Consider the following 13,812-nt stretch of genomic DNA (forward strand, 5'->3'; position numbering starts at 1 on the left):
CAAGGGACACCGCCATGTCGCAGACCGACACCACGCCCGTCCGCCAGGCCCTGGTCCTGTTTGCGCATGGGGCGCGCGACGTGCGCTGGCGTGAACCGTTTGACCGGCTGGTGCAGAAGCTCACCGCGGCGCTGCCGGGCACACCTGTGCGGCTGGCATTCCTGGAACTGATGTCCCCGCAGTTGCCCGAGGCGCTGGCCGAACTGGCCGCCGCGGGCGTCGACGAGATCACTGTGGTGCCGGTATTCTTCGGGCAGGGCGGGCATCTGCGGCGCGACCTGCCCGCGCTCATCGATACATGCCGGCAGCAATACCCCGCGCTCTCGATCCGCTGCGCCACGGCCGTCGGCGAAGCCGACAGCGTCCTCGACGCGATTGCGGCGTACTGCGCAGCATCCCTCTCGCCTGCGGCATCCGGCCAGGCCTGACCAGCACCCACGCCGACCGCACCGCTCTCAGGTCCGGAAAGCATTCCCAAAAAAAATCTCTCCACCGCGTGTAAGGAACGCAGGGGCCACGCCGACTACCGTGCAGACCGTCGCTGACGGTTCGCCGCGCGGGACCAACGTGGACCATGCATGCGGCCATCCACCTGCACCAGGAGAGAACCATGAACAAGCAAACCGCACTCGTCGCCGTCGCGCTGGCCGGACTGTTCGCCTCGGGCATCGGCCATGCCGCCGATGCCATGGACAAGAACATGGACAAGGAAAAGTGCTTTGGCATCGCCAAGGCCGGCCAGAATGACTGCGCCAGCGCAGCCGGGAGCCACTCCTGTGCGGGCCAGTCCAAGAAGGACAACGACCCCAAGAGCTGGAAGTACGTGGCCAGGGGAAGCTGCGAAAAGATGGGGGGCACGGTCAAGGCGATGTAAGTACGGTCCGCGGCGGAGTCCATCATGCCCACATCCCTCGTTGAGCGGGACGGCGGCGGCGACCTTGGCACCGGTATCGGCCTGCGCGCCATGCACTATGCCGAGTTGCTCGCGCAGCGTCCCGCGCTTGGCTGGCTGGAAGCGCATACGGAAAACTACCTCGGCGCGGGCGGGAGGGACCTCCAGGTCCTGACCGCATTGCGCGCCGATTATCCGGTCAGCCTGCACGGCGTGGGGCTGGGCCTGGGCTCCGCCAGCGGCGACGCGTTCGCACCCCACCTTGCCCGCATCGCAGACCTGGTAGCGCGCATCGAACCGGCGTTGGTATCCGAACACCTGTGCTGGAACCGCATCGGGAGCCACCAGTTCAACGAACTGCTGCCGTTGCCGCTGACCGAGGCAGCGCTCGCCCTCGTATGCGAACGCGTGGACCGGATGCAGTCCGTACTGCGGCGACGCATGCTGGTCGAGAACGTATCGACGTTCCTGCGCTTTCGTGATGAACAGATGAGCGAGGCACAGTTCCTCGCCGCGCTCGCGCAGCGTACCGGTTGCGGCATCCTGCTCGACATCAACAACCTCTACGTGAACCAGTTCAACCACGGCGAGGATGCGCACGCCGCGATCGACATGCTTGCGCAATTGCCGGCGGGAACCGTTGGCGAGTTCCACCTTGCCGGCCATTTGGCCGATGGCAGCGTGCTGATCGACCATCACGGCGCGCGCGTCGCCCCGGAGGTGTGGTCGCTCTATGCATACGCCGTGCAACGCTTCGCAGGCGATGGCATGCCCAGCGTGCCCACGCTGATCGAATGGGACACGGACATTCCGGCGCTTGACGTGCTGCTCGACGAGCGGCAACGCGCACTGTCGCAAGCCGCATCGGCGCTCGCGGAGCATGACCATGCGTGCGCCTGACACGCTCCAGCAGGCGTTCGCCAACGCCATCATCGACACCGAGCCGACCGCGGCAAGCCTGTCGATATTTGCAGGCGACACGGCACAGGCGCGCGACCGCATCGGCTACTACCGCGGCAACCAACACGAAACGGCGCTCAAGGTATTGCGCGCAGCCTATCCGGTAGTCCTCGCCCTGATGGGCGACGCCTTCTTCGAAGGGCTCAGCCACGCCTACGGGCAAACGCATCCGTCGCGCGATCCGGACCTGCATCGCTATGGCGAATCCTTCCCGGCGTTCCTGGCAACGTTCGGCCCGGTGGCGCCCTACCCTTACCTGCCCGACGTCGCCCGGCTCGAATGGCTGTGCCACATGGCCTACTACGCCGCCGACGATGTCATGCTCGACGCCGCCATGCTGCAATCGATGGCACCCGCCGACGTCGCCGCGCTTGCCGTGACGCTGTGCCGTTGCGCACAGCCGTTCTCTGCTGCGTGGGCGGCTGTGCCGATCTGGCAGGCGCACCAGTCTGGCGGGCCGCCGCTCCCTGAGTGTCCCGACACGCCGAGCCACGGCATGGTGATCCGTCCGCGCTGGCGCGTGAGCGTCATCGCCATGCCGCCAGCGCAGGTGGACGTCCTTGACCGGCTGCGCGAGCAGCCCACAACCCTTGGCGACCTGCTCTGGCAAGCGGCCAGCGCGGACCCGTCGTTCGATGCCGCCAGCACGCTCGCGGCATGGCTGGAGACAGGCCTCCTGTGTCTGGCAAGTCCTCACCCCACCGAAGGAGATACCCGATCATGAAAGCCATCAGCCCTGCCCAGTTCGTGTCGGCGCCGCTGCAACGTACTGCCGGATTCTTCGGCGATTGGGGATTGTCGGCCGTCCTGCTGCTGATCCGCGTCTATGTCGGCTGGCAGTTCCTGGCCTCCGGCTGGCTCAAGCTGCACGACTGGGGCACGACGCTGGCCCTGTTCCGCGACGAATACCACGTCCCCGTGTTGCCGCCGGAACTGGCGGCAATGGCTGGCACCTTCGGTGAACTCGCGTTCCCGCTGCTGCTGTTCGCGGGCCTGTTCTCACGGCCAGCCGCACTGGGCCTGTTCGCGGTGAATGCCATGGCGGTGCTCTCTTACCCGCAGCTATGGACCTTTGAATGCCCGGCAGCGATCCAGAGTCACCTGTACTGGGGCATGCTGCTGCTGGTGCCGATGATGGCGGGTGGCGGACGCTTCAGTGTCGATGCGCTGCGCCAGCGGACCTGAATAGCAAAAAGCCGGGCATATGCCCGGCTTTCGCGGTTCCGCATAAACTGATTTCAGGCCGCCTTTGCCGAGATCGTCGCGGCTACATCGCGCGTCACCGGCTCGGTCGCGCGCGCCGCCAGCGCCGCGCCGATCATCAGCAGGCTCGGATGCGACGGGTCGATCCAGCCGGCTGCTTCGCCCGCCGCCATCTGCTGCAGCGTAAAGGCATGGCTGCGCTGGTGGGGCGTGCTGACCGCCTCGACCACCCATGCCGGCGTCGACGGCGCCTTGCCGTGGGCGATCAGCTGCGCGGCGATGGCCGCGGCCTGGTCGCGGCCCATGTAGTACACGAGCGTATCGGCGCGCACATCTGCTTCGATGTCCGCGGCGGATGCCGGCACTTCCGTGCCATCCGCGGCCTTGGCCTGCGTGGCGAAGGCCACGCTGCGCGACACGCCGCGCTTGGTCAGCGGCTTGGCGATGGCCGACGCGGCCGCGAGTGCCGCGGTAATGCCGGGCACCACCTCGTACGCGATACCAGCCGCTTCCAGCGCCTGGAGTTCCTCATCGGCGCGGCCGAACAGCATAGGATCGCCGCCCTTGAGACGCACCACGCGCTCGTACTTCGTCGCCATGTCGATGATCTGGCGGTTGATGAACAGTTGTGCCGTCGAACGCTTGCCGCAGCGCTTGCCCACTTCCACCAGCCTGGCCTGCGGACACCAGGCCAGCATCTCGGGCGACACCAGTGCGTCATGCAGCACGACCTGGGCTTCGCCCAACAACCGTGCACCGCGCACCGTAATAAGGTCCGCCGCCCCGGGGCCCGCCCCGATCAGGTAGACCTTGCCGGTCGATTTGCCTGCCTTGTCCATCATCTGCCCCTTGCCTCGCGTGACGTGTGTCCTGATGCTCAGGAGTATGCACGGATCATGCCCGCGGCGACCGTGTGGTTGGTTGCCTCGTCGATCAGCACGAACGCGCCGGTCGCCGGGTTGTCACCGTAGGCATCGCACACGATCGGCTTCTGCAGCGAAAGCTGCACCGAGCCGATGTCGTTCAGGCGGATGTCGTGGCGGCCGGTCTCGTGCGACAGCGTGTGCACGTCGAGCACGCGGTCCACTGACGACACGCGCGCGAACACGCTGGCCGTGGTGTGCTTGAGCACATATTTACGCGACGGGTTCAGCGATTCATCGTCGAACCAGCACAAGTCGGCTTGCAGCTTCTTCGCGGAAGCGGCGGTCGCATCGGCGGCGACGAACATGTCACCACGTGACACATCGACGTCCTCGGACAGGCGCACCGTGACGGTGTCGCCAGCGCTGGCGGAATCGGCCGAGCCGTTCGGCGTCAGCACTTCGGCCACCACCGCTTCGCGGTTGGCCGGCAGCACGCGCAGCTTCTGGCCGACGCGCACGGTACCCGCTTCGACGCGGCCGGCATAGCCGCGAAAGTCGTCCGACTGCGAACCGTCCTGGCGGATCACCAGCTGCACCGGGAAACGCAGGGCGGCATCGCCTTCCGGAGCGGCTTCTTCCACCGGCAGCGCTTCGAGCAGCGGCAACAGCGACTCGCCCTGGTACCACGGCATGGCGTCGCTGGCGTGCACGATGTTGTCGCCGCGCAGCGCCGACACCGGCACGTAACGCACGTCCTTCAGCCCAAGTTGCTCGGCCAGTTCGGTGTAGGCAGTACGGATCTCGTTGAAACGCTGCTCGCTGTACTCGACCAGGTCCATCTTGTTGACGGCCACGATCACGTGCTGCAGTTCCAGCAGCTTCAGGATGGCCGAATGGCGCTTGGTCTGGGCCAGCAGTTCGGCGCGGCCGTCCTTGACCGTCACTCGCGTGGCATCGACCAGCACGATGGCCGCATGCGCGGTCGAGGCGCCCGTGACCATGTTGCGCGTGTACTGCTCGTGGCCCGGCGTATCGGCGATGATGAACTTGCGGCGCGCGGTCGAGAAGTAGCGGTACGCCACGTCGATCGTGATGCCCTGCTCGCGCTCGGCTTCCAGGCCATCGGTCAGCAGCGAGAAGTCGATCTGCTCGCCGGCGGTGCGCTTGTTCTTGGCGTTGGCCAGCGCGGTCAGCTGGTCCGACAGCACGGCCTTGCTGTCGAACAGCAGGCGGCCGATCAGCGTGCTCTTGCCGTCGTCGACGGAACCCGCGGTGATGAAACGCAGCAGGCCCTGATGGGTAGATTGGTGAGTCATGTTCTGAATCCTTGGCTGCGTCGGCTTAGAAATAGCCTTCCTTCTTGCGGCGCTCCATCGACGCCTCGCTGGTCTGGTCGTCCATGCGCGTGGCACCCCGCTCGGTGATTTCGGTCACCGCGGTTTCGGCGATGATCGCTTCGGGCGAATCGGCCTCGCTGGCCACCGGGCAGGTGCAGCTGATGTCGCCGACGGTACGGAAGCGGACCGACAACGTTTCGCTGACGTCACCATCTTGCTTCGGCGTGATCGGCGTCACCGGCACCAGCAGGCCGTTCTTGCGCACGACTTCACGCTGGTGCGCGTAGTAGATCGGCGGCAGGGCCAGCTTCTCGCGGGCGATGTACTGCCACACGTCGAGTTCGGTCCAGTTCGAGATCGGGAACACGCGCATCTGCTCGCCCTGCGCCATGCGGGCGTTGTACAGGCTCCACAGTTCGGGGCGCTGGGCCTTCGGGTCCCACTGGCCGAATTCATCGCGGAACGAGAAGATGCGTTCCTTGGCGCGGGCCTTCTCTTCGTCGCGGCGGGCACCGCCCATCAGCGCGTCGAACTGGTGCGCCTCGATGGTTTCGAGCAGCGTCACGGCCTGCGCGGCGTTGCGCGAATCGGTTTCCTTGCGCAGGCGCACGGTGCCGCGCTTCATGGAATCCTCCACATGGCCCACCACCAGGCGCGCGCCGAGTTCGGCCACGCGCTGGTCGCGGAACTGGATCACTTCCGGATAGTTGTGGCCGGTGTCGATGTGCACGAGCGGGAACGGCAGCTCGATCTTGCGGTCACCGAGGCGGAAGGCCTTCAATGCCAGGTGCAGCATGACGATCGAATCCTTGCCGCCCGAAAACAGCAGCGCCGGGTTGCGGCACTCGGCCACGACCTCGCGGATGATGTAGATCGACTCGGCCTCCAGGCGGTCGAGGTGATCGTTCTGTACCTGCAGCAAGTGCGCCACGCTGCTGGTGGCGCTTGCGATGTCGTTCATGATGCCCATGTCGTTCGGCCTCGAATGCTTCAATGCGTCAATGCTTGATGTTCTGTTCGTGGAGCCCGCACTCTTTCGAGTCCTTGCTCTCCCACCACCAGCGCCCGGCGCGCAGGTCCTCGCCCGCGCGCACCGCACGCGTACAAGGTTCGCAGCCAATGCTGGGGTAGCCCTTGGCATGCAGCGCGTTCACCGGGACGTTGTGGCGCTTCAGGTATGCCCACACCTCGGCCTCGGTCCAGTCCGCAAGCGGATTGAACTTCGGGATGGCGCGAGCTTCGTCCATTTCCTCGAACGGCAGTTCGGAACGCGTGACGGCTTGCTCGCGGCGCTGGCCGGTCATCCAGGCGTCCGCGTGCGACAGCGCGCGGTTGAGCGGCTCGACCTTGCGGATGCCGCAGCAATCCTTGCGCAGGTCGATGCTGTCGTAAAACGCGTTCAGGCCATGCTTCTTCAGGTAGTTCTCGACGGCCTCGGTGTCCGGCGTGAACTGCTCGACGGTGTAGCCGTAATGCACCTTCACCTCGTCCAGCACAGCCAGCGTTTCGGCGTGCAGGCGGCCCGTGTTCAGCGTGAACACGCGGATGCCCGCGCGCACGGCCGGCGTGCCGCGCAGGATCGCGTCGGTCAGCACCATGTCTTCGGCAGCAAGGCTAGTGGCAAAACGCGCGCGGAAGAAGCGTGCGGCAATGCCGGCCAGGCGGGCCGACAGCTCGCGTTCCTTCTCGTCGAGGTCCGCCAGGCTGCCCGTGTACTCGGGCATGGTCCACAGCGTGGGACGCAGCGCCGATGCCGGCGCGCCGCCATCCACGACTGCGATGTCGCTCAGGCCGCTCATGCCGATTCCCTTGCGCCAACCTCGGCACGTGCGCGGCGGAACAGCGGCAGCGGCTCATCGACCGAAGCCTGGTAGGTCACGGTGAATTCGGTGAAGCCCTTGATCGCGTCGTCGATGTTCTTGTCGGCGCGCACCGCGAAGGTGTCGAAGCCGCAGCGCTTCATGAAGTTGAGCTGGTCGCGCAGTACGTCGCCGATGGCGCGCAGCTGGCCCTTCCACTGATAGCGGGTGCGCAGCAGGTAAGCCGTAGAAAAACCACGGCCATCGCGGAACACCGGGAAGTCCACCGCCACCACGGCCACGCCATCGAACAGCGCCTGGGCATCGCCCGGCTCGTCTTCGGGCGCGAGCCACACGCCGGTGCGCTCACGCGCACGGCCGGCCAGCAGGCCTTCATGCGACTTCCACACCGTCAGCGGGAACAGGACAGCGTCCTGGCTCTGCACCGCGGCGACGATCTGCTCCTCGGTCAGCGGCTGGCCTTCGGCGCCGCGCAGCACGGTCCAGCTGTCTTCGACGATGACCGGGGTGACGGCGTCGGCCGTACGTTGCAGTTGAATAATCTTTGCCATGTCTGTTTCTCCGGTCCTCAGGCTTCTGCGCGCTCGCGCGGTTGCTTGTCGGCGTACACGCGCTCCTTGAACGGGGCGATGCCGATCCGGTTCACGGTCTCGATGAAGCGTTCGTCTTCGATGCGGTTCGCCACGAAGGTCTCGATAATGCGCGAGATCACGTCCGGCATTTCCTCTGCGCTGAACGACGGGCCGATGACCTTGCCCAGCGCCGTGCTGTTGCCTTGCGCGCCGCCGAGCGTGACCTGGTACCACTCCGAACCGTCCTTGTCGACGCCGAGGATGCCGATGTTGCCGACGTGGTGATGGCCGCAGGCGTTGATGCAGCCCGAGATGTTCAGCGACACTTCGCCCAGGTCATGGACGAAGTCCAGGTTGTCGAAGCGCTCCTGAATGGCCAGCGCGATCGGGATCGACTTGGCATTGGCCAGCGAGCAGAAGTCGCCGCCCGGGCAGGCGATGATGTCGGTCAGCAGGCCGATGTTGGCCGTAGCCAGGCCGGCCTTCTTCGCGAGTTGCCACAGGTCGTACAGGTCGTGCTTCTTCACGTCCGGCAGCACCAGGTTCTGCTCGTGCGCCACGCGCAGCTCGCCGAAGCCGAATTGGTCGGCCAGGTCGGCCACGGCTTCCATCTGTTCGGCGGTGGCGTCACCCGGAGGCGAGACCGGACCCGGCTTGGTCGACAGCGTCACGGCGGCGTAGCCCGGCACCTTGTGGCCGTGCACGCTGCGGCTGACCCAGCGCGCGAAGGCCTTGTCCTCGAGCAGGTGCTTTTCGTACGAGGCGTCAGTGTCGGCCAGCTTTTCATAGGCCGGCGGCGTGAAGTACTGCGCCACGCGATCGAACTCGTCCTGCGTCAGCGTGCCGGGACCGTCCTTGCTGTACTGCCATTCCTCTTCGACTTCCTCGGCAAACTTCTCGGCGCCGATGGCCTTCACCAGGATCTTGATGCGCGCCTTGTACTTGTTGTCGCGGCGGCCATAGCGGTTGTACACGCGGATGGCGGACTCGACGTAGGTCAGCATGTGCTGCCACGGCAGATCGTCCTTGATGATCGTGCCGAGGATCGGGGTGCGGCCCAGGCCGCCGCCAGCCAGCACGCGGATGCGGGTCTCGCCGGCGTCGTTCTTGTACACGTAGATGCCGATGTCATGCATCTGCACCACGGCGCGGTCGTCCTTCGAGGCCGAGATGGCGATCTTGAACTTACGCGGCAGGAAGGCGAATTCGGGCTGGAACGTGCTCCACTGGCGCAGCAGTTCGGCCAGCACGCGCGGGTCCACCGACTCGTCCGGCGCGACGCCGGCGAAGTGATCGGTGGTGATGTTGCGCACACAGTTGCCCGAGGTCTGGATGCCGTGCATCTCGACGCTGGCCAGCTCGGCCAGCACGTCGGGCACGCGCTCGAGTTCCATCCAGTTGTACTGGATGTTCTGGCGCGTCGAGAAATGGCCGTAGCCGCGGTCGTACTCGCGTGCGATATGGGCCAGCTTGCGCAGCTGCTTCGAAGCCAGCAGGCCATATGGGATCGCCACGCGCAGCATGTACGCATGGCGCTGCATGTACAGGCCGTTCTGCAGGCGCAGCGGCAGGAATTCTTCCTCGGTCAGCTCATCCGACAGGCGGCGGCGCACCTGGTCGCGGAACTGGGCAACGCGCTCGTTGACGATGCGCTGGTCGTATTGATCGTACTGATACATGGTGTGGGTCCGTTCAGTATTCGTTGAATTCAGGAGACGAGCTTGATGGCGACCAGCGTCAGCGTGGTGGCCAGGGCCGCGCGTACGAGCCGCTCGGGCAGCGCGCGCGACAATTGCGCGCCCAGCCAGATGCCGGGGATCGAGCCCACCAGCAGCGACAGCAGCAGATTCCAGTCGACGGTGCCAAGCCATACGTGGCCCAGCCCCGCCAGCGCCGTCAGCGGGACGGCGTAGGCGATATCGGTGCCAGCCACTTCGGCCGGCTTCATTTGCGGATACAGCAGCAGGATCAGCGTCGCGCCAACCGCGCCGGCGCCGATCGACGACACCGTGACCAGCACGCCGATCACGGCGCCGACCACGATGGTCGCAATCACTTGCGCACGGCCGTGCAGCTGGAAGCGCGGATTGCGCTCGAGCCAGGCCAGCATCTGCTTGCGGAACAGCAGCGACAGCACGGTCAGCAGCACCGACACGCCGATCGTCACGCGAATCACATGCAGCCACTGGGCATTCAGTTCGCCGGCGTTCTTCAGGACGAGGATGGCGGCCACAGCGGCCGGCAGGCTGCCGATGCACAGGCGGCGCACGACCTGCCACTGCACGTGCCCGTGGGCGCGATGCGCGATGGTGCCGAAACCCTTGGTGATCGCCGCGAAGGCCAGGTCGGTACCCACGGCGGTGGCCGGCGAGAATCCGAACAGCAACGTCAGCAGCGGCGTCATGAGCGAGCCCCCGCCCACCCCGGTCAGACCGACGAGGACGCCTACGAGCAGACCGGAAACGGTATAGGCAAGGGACATGTGGAGGCTTGGCTGGGCCCGTCCGTCTTGCCGGCGTCACTTTCAGGGTGGTGACTGCGGGCGCAATGCGGGCTGGCCGTTCATTAACAAAGTTCGAGAATCGTAATAAACTGGCCTCATACCTCAAACTAATAAGAAGTTGTTTGTTTATACGACCCGAGTTATATGAACCTGCACCAGTTTCGCTTTGTGCGTGAGGCGGTACGCCAGAACTACAATCTGACGGAGGCCGCCAAAGCGCTCTACACATCACAACCCGGTGTGTCCAAGGCCATCATCGAGCTGGAGGAAGAGCTCGGCGTCGATATCTTCACGCGCCATGGCAAGCGCATCCGCAGCCTGACGGAGCCGGGGCGCCGCATCCTGAACTCGGTGGAAAAAATTCTTCAGGAGGTGGAAAGCCTCAAGCGTGTCGGCATGGACTATGCGGCACAGGACCAGGGCAATTTCACCATTGCGACCACGCACACGCAGGCGCGCTACGCGCTGCCGCGCGTGATCAGCGAGTTCACCAAGCGCTACCCGAAGGTCCGGCTGTCGATCCAGCAGGGCAATCCTTCGCAGATTGCCGACATGCTGCTTCATGACCAGGCGGATATCGGCATCGCCACCGAAGGCATCACCCACGAGAAGACCTTGGTCTCCCTGCCTGGCTACCAATGGCAGCACGTGGTGATTACGCCACCCGATCACCCGCTACTGGAAAAAAAGCATCTGGCGCTCGAAGACCTGATGAGCTACCCGCTCATCACCTACGACCCGAATTTTGCCGGGCGGCCCAAGATCAACAAGGCGTTCGAGCTGCGGCACTTGCAGCCTGACATCATCCTGGAAGCGATCGATGCGGACGTGATCAAGACCTATGTGGAGATCGGCCTCGGCATCGGTATCGTTGCGGGGCTTGCCTATGACGCTGAGCGCGACCGCAACCTGCGCGGCATTCCCGCCGGGCACCTGTTCGGCACCAATGTGACGCATCTGGCCGTCAAGCAGGGCGCCTACCTGCGCAGCTTCGTCTATACCTTCATCGAGTTGTTCTCGCCCACGCTGAACCGCAAGCTGGTCGAACAGGCGATGTCGGGCGACCACGAGGCGTACGAACTCTGAACGGGGCGGCTACGCCCTTCCCTCTCTATATAGCAGGACAAAATTCATGAACATTTCCCTGGCACTCGTGTGCCGCGCGCAGCCGGAGGCCCGCCTGTGAGTGATTTTCCGCAGATCCACTGGACCGAAGACGGCGTCGAACACAGCGCGCGCTGGCGCTCGGAAGCCGGCCTGCCACCACCGCGCCGCGTCGTGGTGGCCGATGACACCACATCGGCCGATACCGCCTACCGCCTCGCCTGCGAAGGCACCGCGCTGCTGTGGCGTGGCGACTTCCAGAATGCGCGCCAGCTGCTGCAGGCCATGGCCCGGCGCACCGAGCGCAAGCCGAAGAAAAAGAGCCGGCCCGGCCACAAGCACGCCGCAGGCTCGGCGACCGAAGCCTTCCACCAGCACCGGCTGGCCCAGTCCCAGCGCGCACGCACGCTGGGCATGCTGCTGCTGCCGTTCGAGCCCGGCCACACGCTGCCGCTGCGCCGTGCGCCAGAGGTCAGCCAGGCCTGCGAGCAGGTCTACGGCAGTGCCGCCGAACCCTATGTGGCGTCCATGCGCGAACTGCTCGGCATGATCGGCGCGTATGAATGGCGCCGCAAGGGCGTGGAGATCCCTGCGCTCGACGCACGCATCCACCCGTGGTACGGCGTGTTCTCGCCGGTGCGCGGCGAGTATGTGGATCTCGTCGCCAACGAGCCGCTGCCGGCCAAGACGCTGGCCTTCGACATTGGCGCAGGCACCGGCGTGCTGTCGGCCGTGCTGGCCCGGCGCGGCGTACAGCGCGTGGTGGCGACGGACATGGACGAGCGCGCGCTCGCCTGCGCCCGTGAAAACATTGCGCAGCTCGGCTACGACAAGCAGGTGGAAATCATCACCGCCGACCTCTTCCCCGAAGGCCGCGCACCGCTGATCGTCTGCAACCCGCCGTGGGTCCCAGCGCGGCCCAGTTCGCCCGTGGAGCGTGCGGTCTATGACCCCGACAGCGCCATGCTGCGCGGCTTCCTGGACGGCCTGGCGGCCCACCTGGAACCGGGCGGTGAAGGCTGGCTGCTGTTGTCCGACCTGGCCGAGCACCTCGGCCTGCGTTCGCGAGAGCAGCTGCTCGGCTGGATCGATGCAGCCGGGCTGCGCGTGCTGGGCCATTCCGACATCCGCCCGCGCCACCCGCGCGCCGCGGACGCTGCCGATCCGCTGCATGCGGCGCGCTCGGCAGAGGTGACCTCGCTCTGGCGGCTTGGCGCCAAGTAAGCCGCGAAACAGCGGGAATGCGCCAAATGCGGATCACCTGCCACTTCGCTATGCTTGCTGCCTGACTGCTTCTCTCTCCCACCGGGGAGAGAAGCGGCGGAGAAAAAGAAAACACATACCGAGGAGAACCATGCCCAACCCGCTGCGCCGCGCGCTCGTCATCGCCTGCGTGTCCGCCACCGCACTGATTGCCAATGCCGCGCTTGCCGATATCCACGTCGGCGTCGATGTCTCCACCACCGGGCCGGCGGCGTCGATCGGCATTCCATCCAAGAACACCGTGCTGATGTGGCCACAGACGCTTGGCGGGCAAAAGGCGCACTACATCGTGCTGGACGACGCGACGGACCCGTCCGCCGCCGTGCGCAACGTGCGCAAGCTGATCTCCGAGGACAAGGTCGACGTGATCGTCGGCCCCAACATCACCGCCACGGCGCTGGCCTCGCTCGACGCCATTCGCGAGGGCGAAACGCCGATGGTCACGCTGGCCGCCTCGGCCACCATCGTCGAGCCGCAGAGCGACCCGAAGCGGCGCTGGGCCTTCAAGATGCCGCAGAACGACTCGCACATGGCGACCGTGCTGACCGAGTACATGAGCAATCATGGCGTGAAATCGGTCGGATTCATCGGCTTCAATGACGCCTACGGCGAAAGCTGGTGGCGCGAGTTTTCGCGGCTGGCGGATCTGCGCAAGATCAAGGTGGTGGCCAACGAGCGCTTCTCGCGCGCGGATACCTCGGTGACCGGCCAGGTGCTCAAGCTGATGGCTGCCAATCCGGATGCGATCCTGATCGCCGGCGCCGGCACGCCCGCCGTGCTGCCGCAGAAGACGCTGGGCGAGCGCGGCTACAAGGGCAAGGTCTACCAGACCCACGGCATCGCCTCGTGGGAATTCCTGCGCATGGGCGGCAAGGACGTGGAAGGCACGCTGTTCCCGACCGGCCCGGTAGTGGTGGCGCGCCAGTTGCCGGACGGCCATCCGGTGAAGAAGGTCGCCCTGTCCTTCGTCAACCAGTATGAAGGGAAGTACGGCCCGGACACCGTTACCCAGTTCGCCGGCGACGCCTGGGGCGCGTGGCAACTGCTCGACGACGCCAGCCGCCGCGCGCTCAAGACCGGAGCACAGCCCGGCACGCCCGCATTCCGCCATGCGCTGCGCGATGCGCTGGAAACGACCAACAATCTCACCGTCCCCAACGGCGTGCTGAACCTGTCGGCCAAGGATCACCAGGGCTTCGACCAGCGTTCGCGCGTGATGGGGGTCATCCGCAACGGCAAGTTCGCCTACGCGCCGGACCAGTGATCCGGTGCGAGGCGGCTGCCGGATTCGC

The 13,812-nt window shown here is 65.8% G+C and carries 15 protein-coding genes; 8 read left to right on the forward strand and 7 right to left on the reverse strand.

The window, feature by feature from the left end; genetic code table 11:
* Positions 1 to 14: 14 nt before the first annotated feature.
* The 5 genes from K2O51_RS26775 to K2O51_RS26790 all read left to right on the forward strand — a co-directional run bounded on the left by K2O51_RS26775 (position 15) and on the right by K2O51_RS26790 (position 3,037).
* Positions 15 to 428, forward strand: a complete 414-nt coding sequence (locus K2O51_RS26775) for a sirohydrochlorin chelatase (RefSeq protein ID WP_011298834.1) — start codon at positions 15 to 17, stop codon at positions 426 to 428.
* A 182-nt stretch (positions 429 to 610) separates the two neighbouring features.
* Positions 611 to 874: a BufA1 family periplasmic bufferin-type metallophore gene (locus K2O51_RS26780; RefSeq protein WP_011298835.1), complete on the forward strand. Its 264-nt coding sequence runs from the start codon at positions 611 to 613 to the stop codon at positions 872 to 874.
* 24 nt (positions 875 to 898) lie between these two features.
* Positions 899 to 1,792, forward strand: coding sequence for an MNIO family bufferin maturase (gene bufB / locus K2O51_RS35290; RefSeq protein WP_011298836.1), 894 nt, complete (start codon positions 899 to 901; stop codon positions 1,790 to 1,792).
* Positions 1,779 to 2,576, forward strand: coding sequence for an HvfC/BufC family peptide modification chaperone (locus tag K2O51_RS35295; protein WP_245001885.1), 798 nt, complete (start codon positions 1,779 to 1,781; stop codon positions 2,574 to 2,576). The genes bufB and K2O51_RS35295 overlap by 14 nt, the downstream gene beginning before the upstream one ends.
* Positions 2,573 to 3,037, forward strand: a complete 465-nt coding sequence (locus K2O51_RS26790; protein ID WP_140951124.1) for a DoxX family protein — start codon at positions 2,573 to 2,575, stop codon at positions 3,035 to 3,037. Before K2O51_RS35295 ends, K2O51_RS26790 begins: the two co-directional genes overlap by 4 nt.
* A 53-nt stretch (positions 3,038 to 3,090) precedes the next feature.
* On the opposite strand, the gene cobA is transcribed toward K2O51_RS26790, so the two are convergent.
* From cobA to K2O51_RS26825, 7 genes are read right to left on the reverse strand one after another with little or no spacing between them, the layout of a single operon-like run.
* Positions 3,091 to 3,894 (reverse strand): uroporphyrinogen-III C-methyltransferase, encoded by an 804-nt coding sequence (gene cobA, locus K2O51_RS26795; protein WP_011298839.1) that lies wholly within the window; start codon positions 3,892 to 3,894, stop codon positions 3,091 to 3,093.
* A 38-nt stretch (positions 3,895 to 3,932) separates the two neighbouring features.
* The gene (locus K2O51_RS26800; protein WP_011298840.1) at positions 3,933 to 5,237 is read right to left on the reverse strand and encodes a sulfate adenylyltransferase subunit 1; all 1,305 of its coding nucleotides are present in this window, start codon (positions 5,235 to 5,237) and stop codon (positions 3,933 to 3,935) included.
* Positions 5,238 to 5,262: 25 nt separating this feature from the next.
* Complete coding sequence (gene cysD, locus K2O51_RS26805; protein ID WP_011298841.1) at positions 5,263 to 6,228, reverse strand: sulfate adenylyltransferase subunit CysD; 966 nt, start codon at positions 6,226 to 6,228, stop codon at positions 5,263 to 5,265.
* Positions 6,229 to 6,256: 28 nt separating this feature from the next.
* A complete protein-coding gene (locus tag K2O51_RS26810) occupies positions 6,257 to 7,057 on the reverse strand; it encodes a phosphoadenylyl-sulfate reductase (protein ID WP_011298842.1) in 801 nt (266 codons plus the stop codon).
* Positions 7,054 to 7,629, reverse strand: a complete 576-nt coding sequence (locus K2O51_RS26815; protein ID WP_011298843.1) for a DUF934 domain-containing protein — start codon at positions 7,627 to 7,629, stop codon at positions 7,054 to 7,056. The genes K2O51_RS26810 and K2O51_RS26815 overlap by 4 nt, the downstream gene beginning before the upstream one ends.
* Before the next feature lie 17 nt (positions 7,630 to 7,646).
* Positions 7,647 to 9,329, reverse strand: a complete 1,683-nt coding sequence (locus K2O51_RS26820; RefSeq protein WP_011298844.1) for a nitrite/sulfite reductase — start codon at positions 9,327 to 9,329, stop codon at positions 7,647 to 7,649.
* A 29-nt stretch (positions 9,330 to 9,358) separates the two neighbouring features.
* Positions 9,359 to 10,132, reverse strand: coding sequence for a sulfite exporter TauE/SafE family protein (locus K2O51_RS26825; protein WP_011298845.1), 774 nt, complete (start codon positions 10,130 to 10,132; stop codon positions 9,359 to 9,361).
* A gap of 165 nt (positions 10,133 to 10,297) precedes the next feature.
* Here K2O51_RS26825 and K2O51_RS26830 point away from each other — a divergent pair, with 165 nt between their 5' ends.
* From K2O51_RS26830 to K2O51_RS26840, 3 genes are all read left to right on the forward strand, one after another.
* Positions 10,298 to 11,239, forward strand: coding sequence for a CysB family HTH-type transcriptional regulator (locus K2O51_RS26830; RefSeq protein WP_011298846.1), 942 nt, complete (start codon positions 10,298 to 10,300; stop codon positions 11,237 to 11,239).
* A 96-nt stretch (positions 11,240 to 11,335) separates the two neighbouring features.
* Positions 11,336 to 12,481, forward strand: coding sequence for a methyltransferase (locus tag K2O51_RS26835; RefSeq protein WP_011298847.1), 1,146 nt, complete (start codon positions 11,336 to 11,338; stop codon positions 12,479 to 12,481).
* 130 nt (positions 12,482 to 12,611) lie between these two features.
* Positions 12,612 to 13,784 carry an ABC transporter substrate-binding protein gene (locus tag K2O51_RS26840; protein WP_140951128.1) on the forward strand — a complete coding sequence of 391 codons (1,173 nt, stop codon included), beginning with the start codon at positions 12,612 to 12,614 and terminating at the stop codon, positions 13,782 to 13,784.
* The last annotated feature ends 28 nt before the right edge of the window (positions 13,785 to 13,812 follow it).

Source organism: Cupriavidus pinatubonensis, assembly GCF_019602855.1.
In the GTDB taxonomy this organism is placed as follows: Bacteria; Pseudomonadota; Gammaproteobacteria; order Burkholderiales; family Burkholderiaceae; genus Cupriavidus; species Cupriavidus pinatubonensis.

What these genes read in the sequence shown, in the direction of transcription:
- K2O51_RS26775 (WP_011298834.1), top strand. Translation starts at nt 15, where the DNA reads ATGTCGCAGACCGACACCACGCCCGTCCGCCAGGCCCTGGTCCTGTTT.
- K2O51_RS26780 (WP_011298835.1), top strand. Translation starts at nt 611, where the DNA reads ATGAACAAGCAAACCGCACTCGTCGCCGTCGCGCTGGCCGGACTGTTC.
- bufB (WP_011298836.1), top strand. Translation starts at nt 899, where the DNA reads ATGCCCACATCCCTCGTTGAGCGGGACGGCGGCGGCGACCTTGGCACC.
- K2O51_RS35295 (WP_245001885.1), top strand. Translation starts at nt 1,779, where the DNA reads ATGCGTGCGCCTGACACGCTCCAGCAGGCGTTCGCCAACGCCATCATC.
- K2O51_RS26790 (WP_140951124.1), top strand. Translation starts at nt 2,573, where the DNA reads ATGAAAGCCATCAGCCCTGCCCAGTTCGTGTCGGCGCCGCTGCAACGT.
- cobA (WP_011298839.1), bottom strand. Translation starts at nt 3,894, where the DNA reads ATGGACAAGGCAGGCAAATCGACCGGCAAGGTCTACCTGATCGGGGCG.
- K2O51_RS26800 (WP_011298840.1), bottom strand. Translation starts at nt 5,237, where the DNA reads ATGACTCACCAATCTACCCATCAGGGCCTGCTGCGTTTCATCACCGCG.
- cysD (WP_011298841.1), bottom strand. Translation starts at nt 6,228, where the DNA reads ATGGGCATCATGAACGACATCGCAAGCGCCACCAGCAGCGTGGCGCAC.
- K2O51_RS26810 (WP_011298842.1), bottom strand. Translation starts at nt 7,057, where the DNA reads ATGAGCGGCCTGAGCGACATCGCAGTCGTGGATGGCGGCGCGCCGGCA.
- K2O51_RS26815 (WP_011298843.1), bottom strand. Translation starts at nt 7,629, where the DNA reads ATGGCAAAGATTATTCAACTGCAACGTACGGCCGACGCCGTCACCCCG.
- K2O51_RS26820 (WP_011298844.1), bottom strand. Translation starts at nt 9,329, where the DNA reads ATGTATCAGTACGATCAATACGACCAGCGCATCGTCAACGAGCGCGTT.
- K2O51_RS26825 (WP_011298845.1), bottom strand. Translation starts at nt 10,132, where the DNA reads ATGTCCCTTGCCTATACCGTTTCCGGTCTGCTCGTAGGCGTCCTCGTC.
- K2O51_RS26830 (WP_011298846.1), top strand. Translation starts at nt 10,298, where the DNA reads ATGAACCTGCACCAGTTTCGCTTTGTGCGTGAGGCGGTACGCCAGAAC.
- K2O51_RS26840 (WP_140951128.1), top strand. Translation starts at nt 12,612, where the DNA reads ATGCCCAACCCGCTGCGCCGCGCGCTCGTCATCGCCTGCGTGTCCGCC.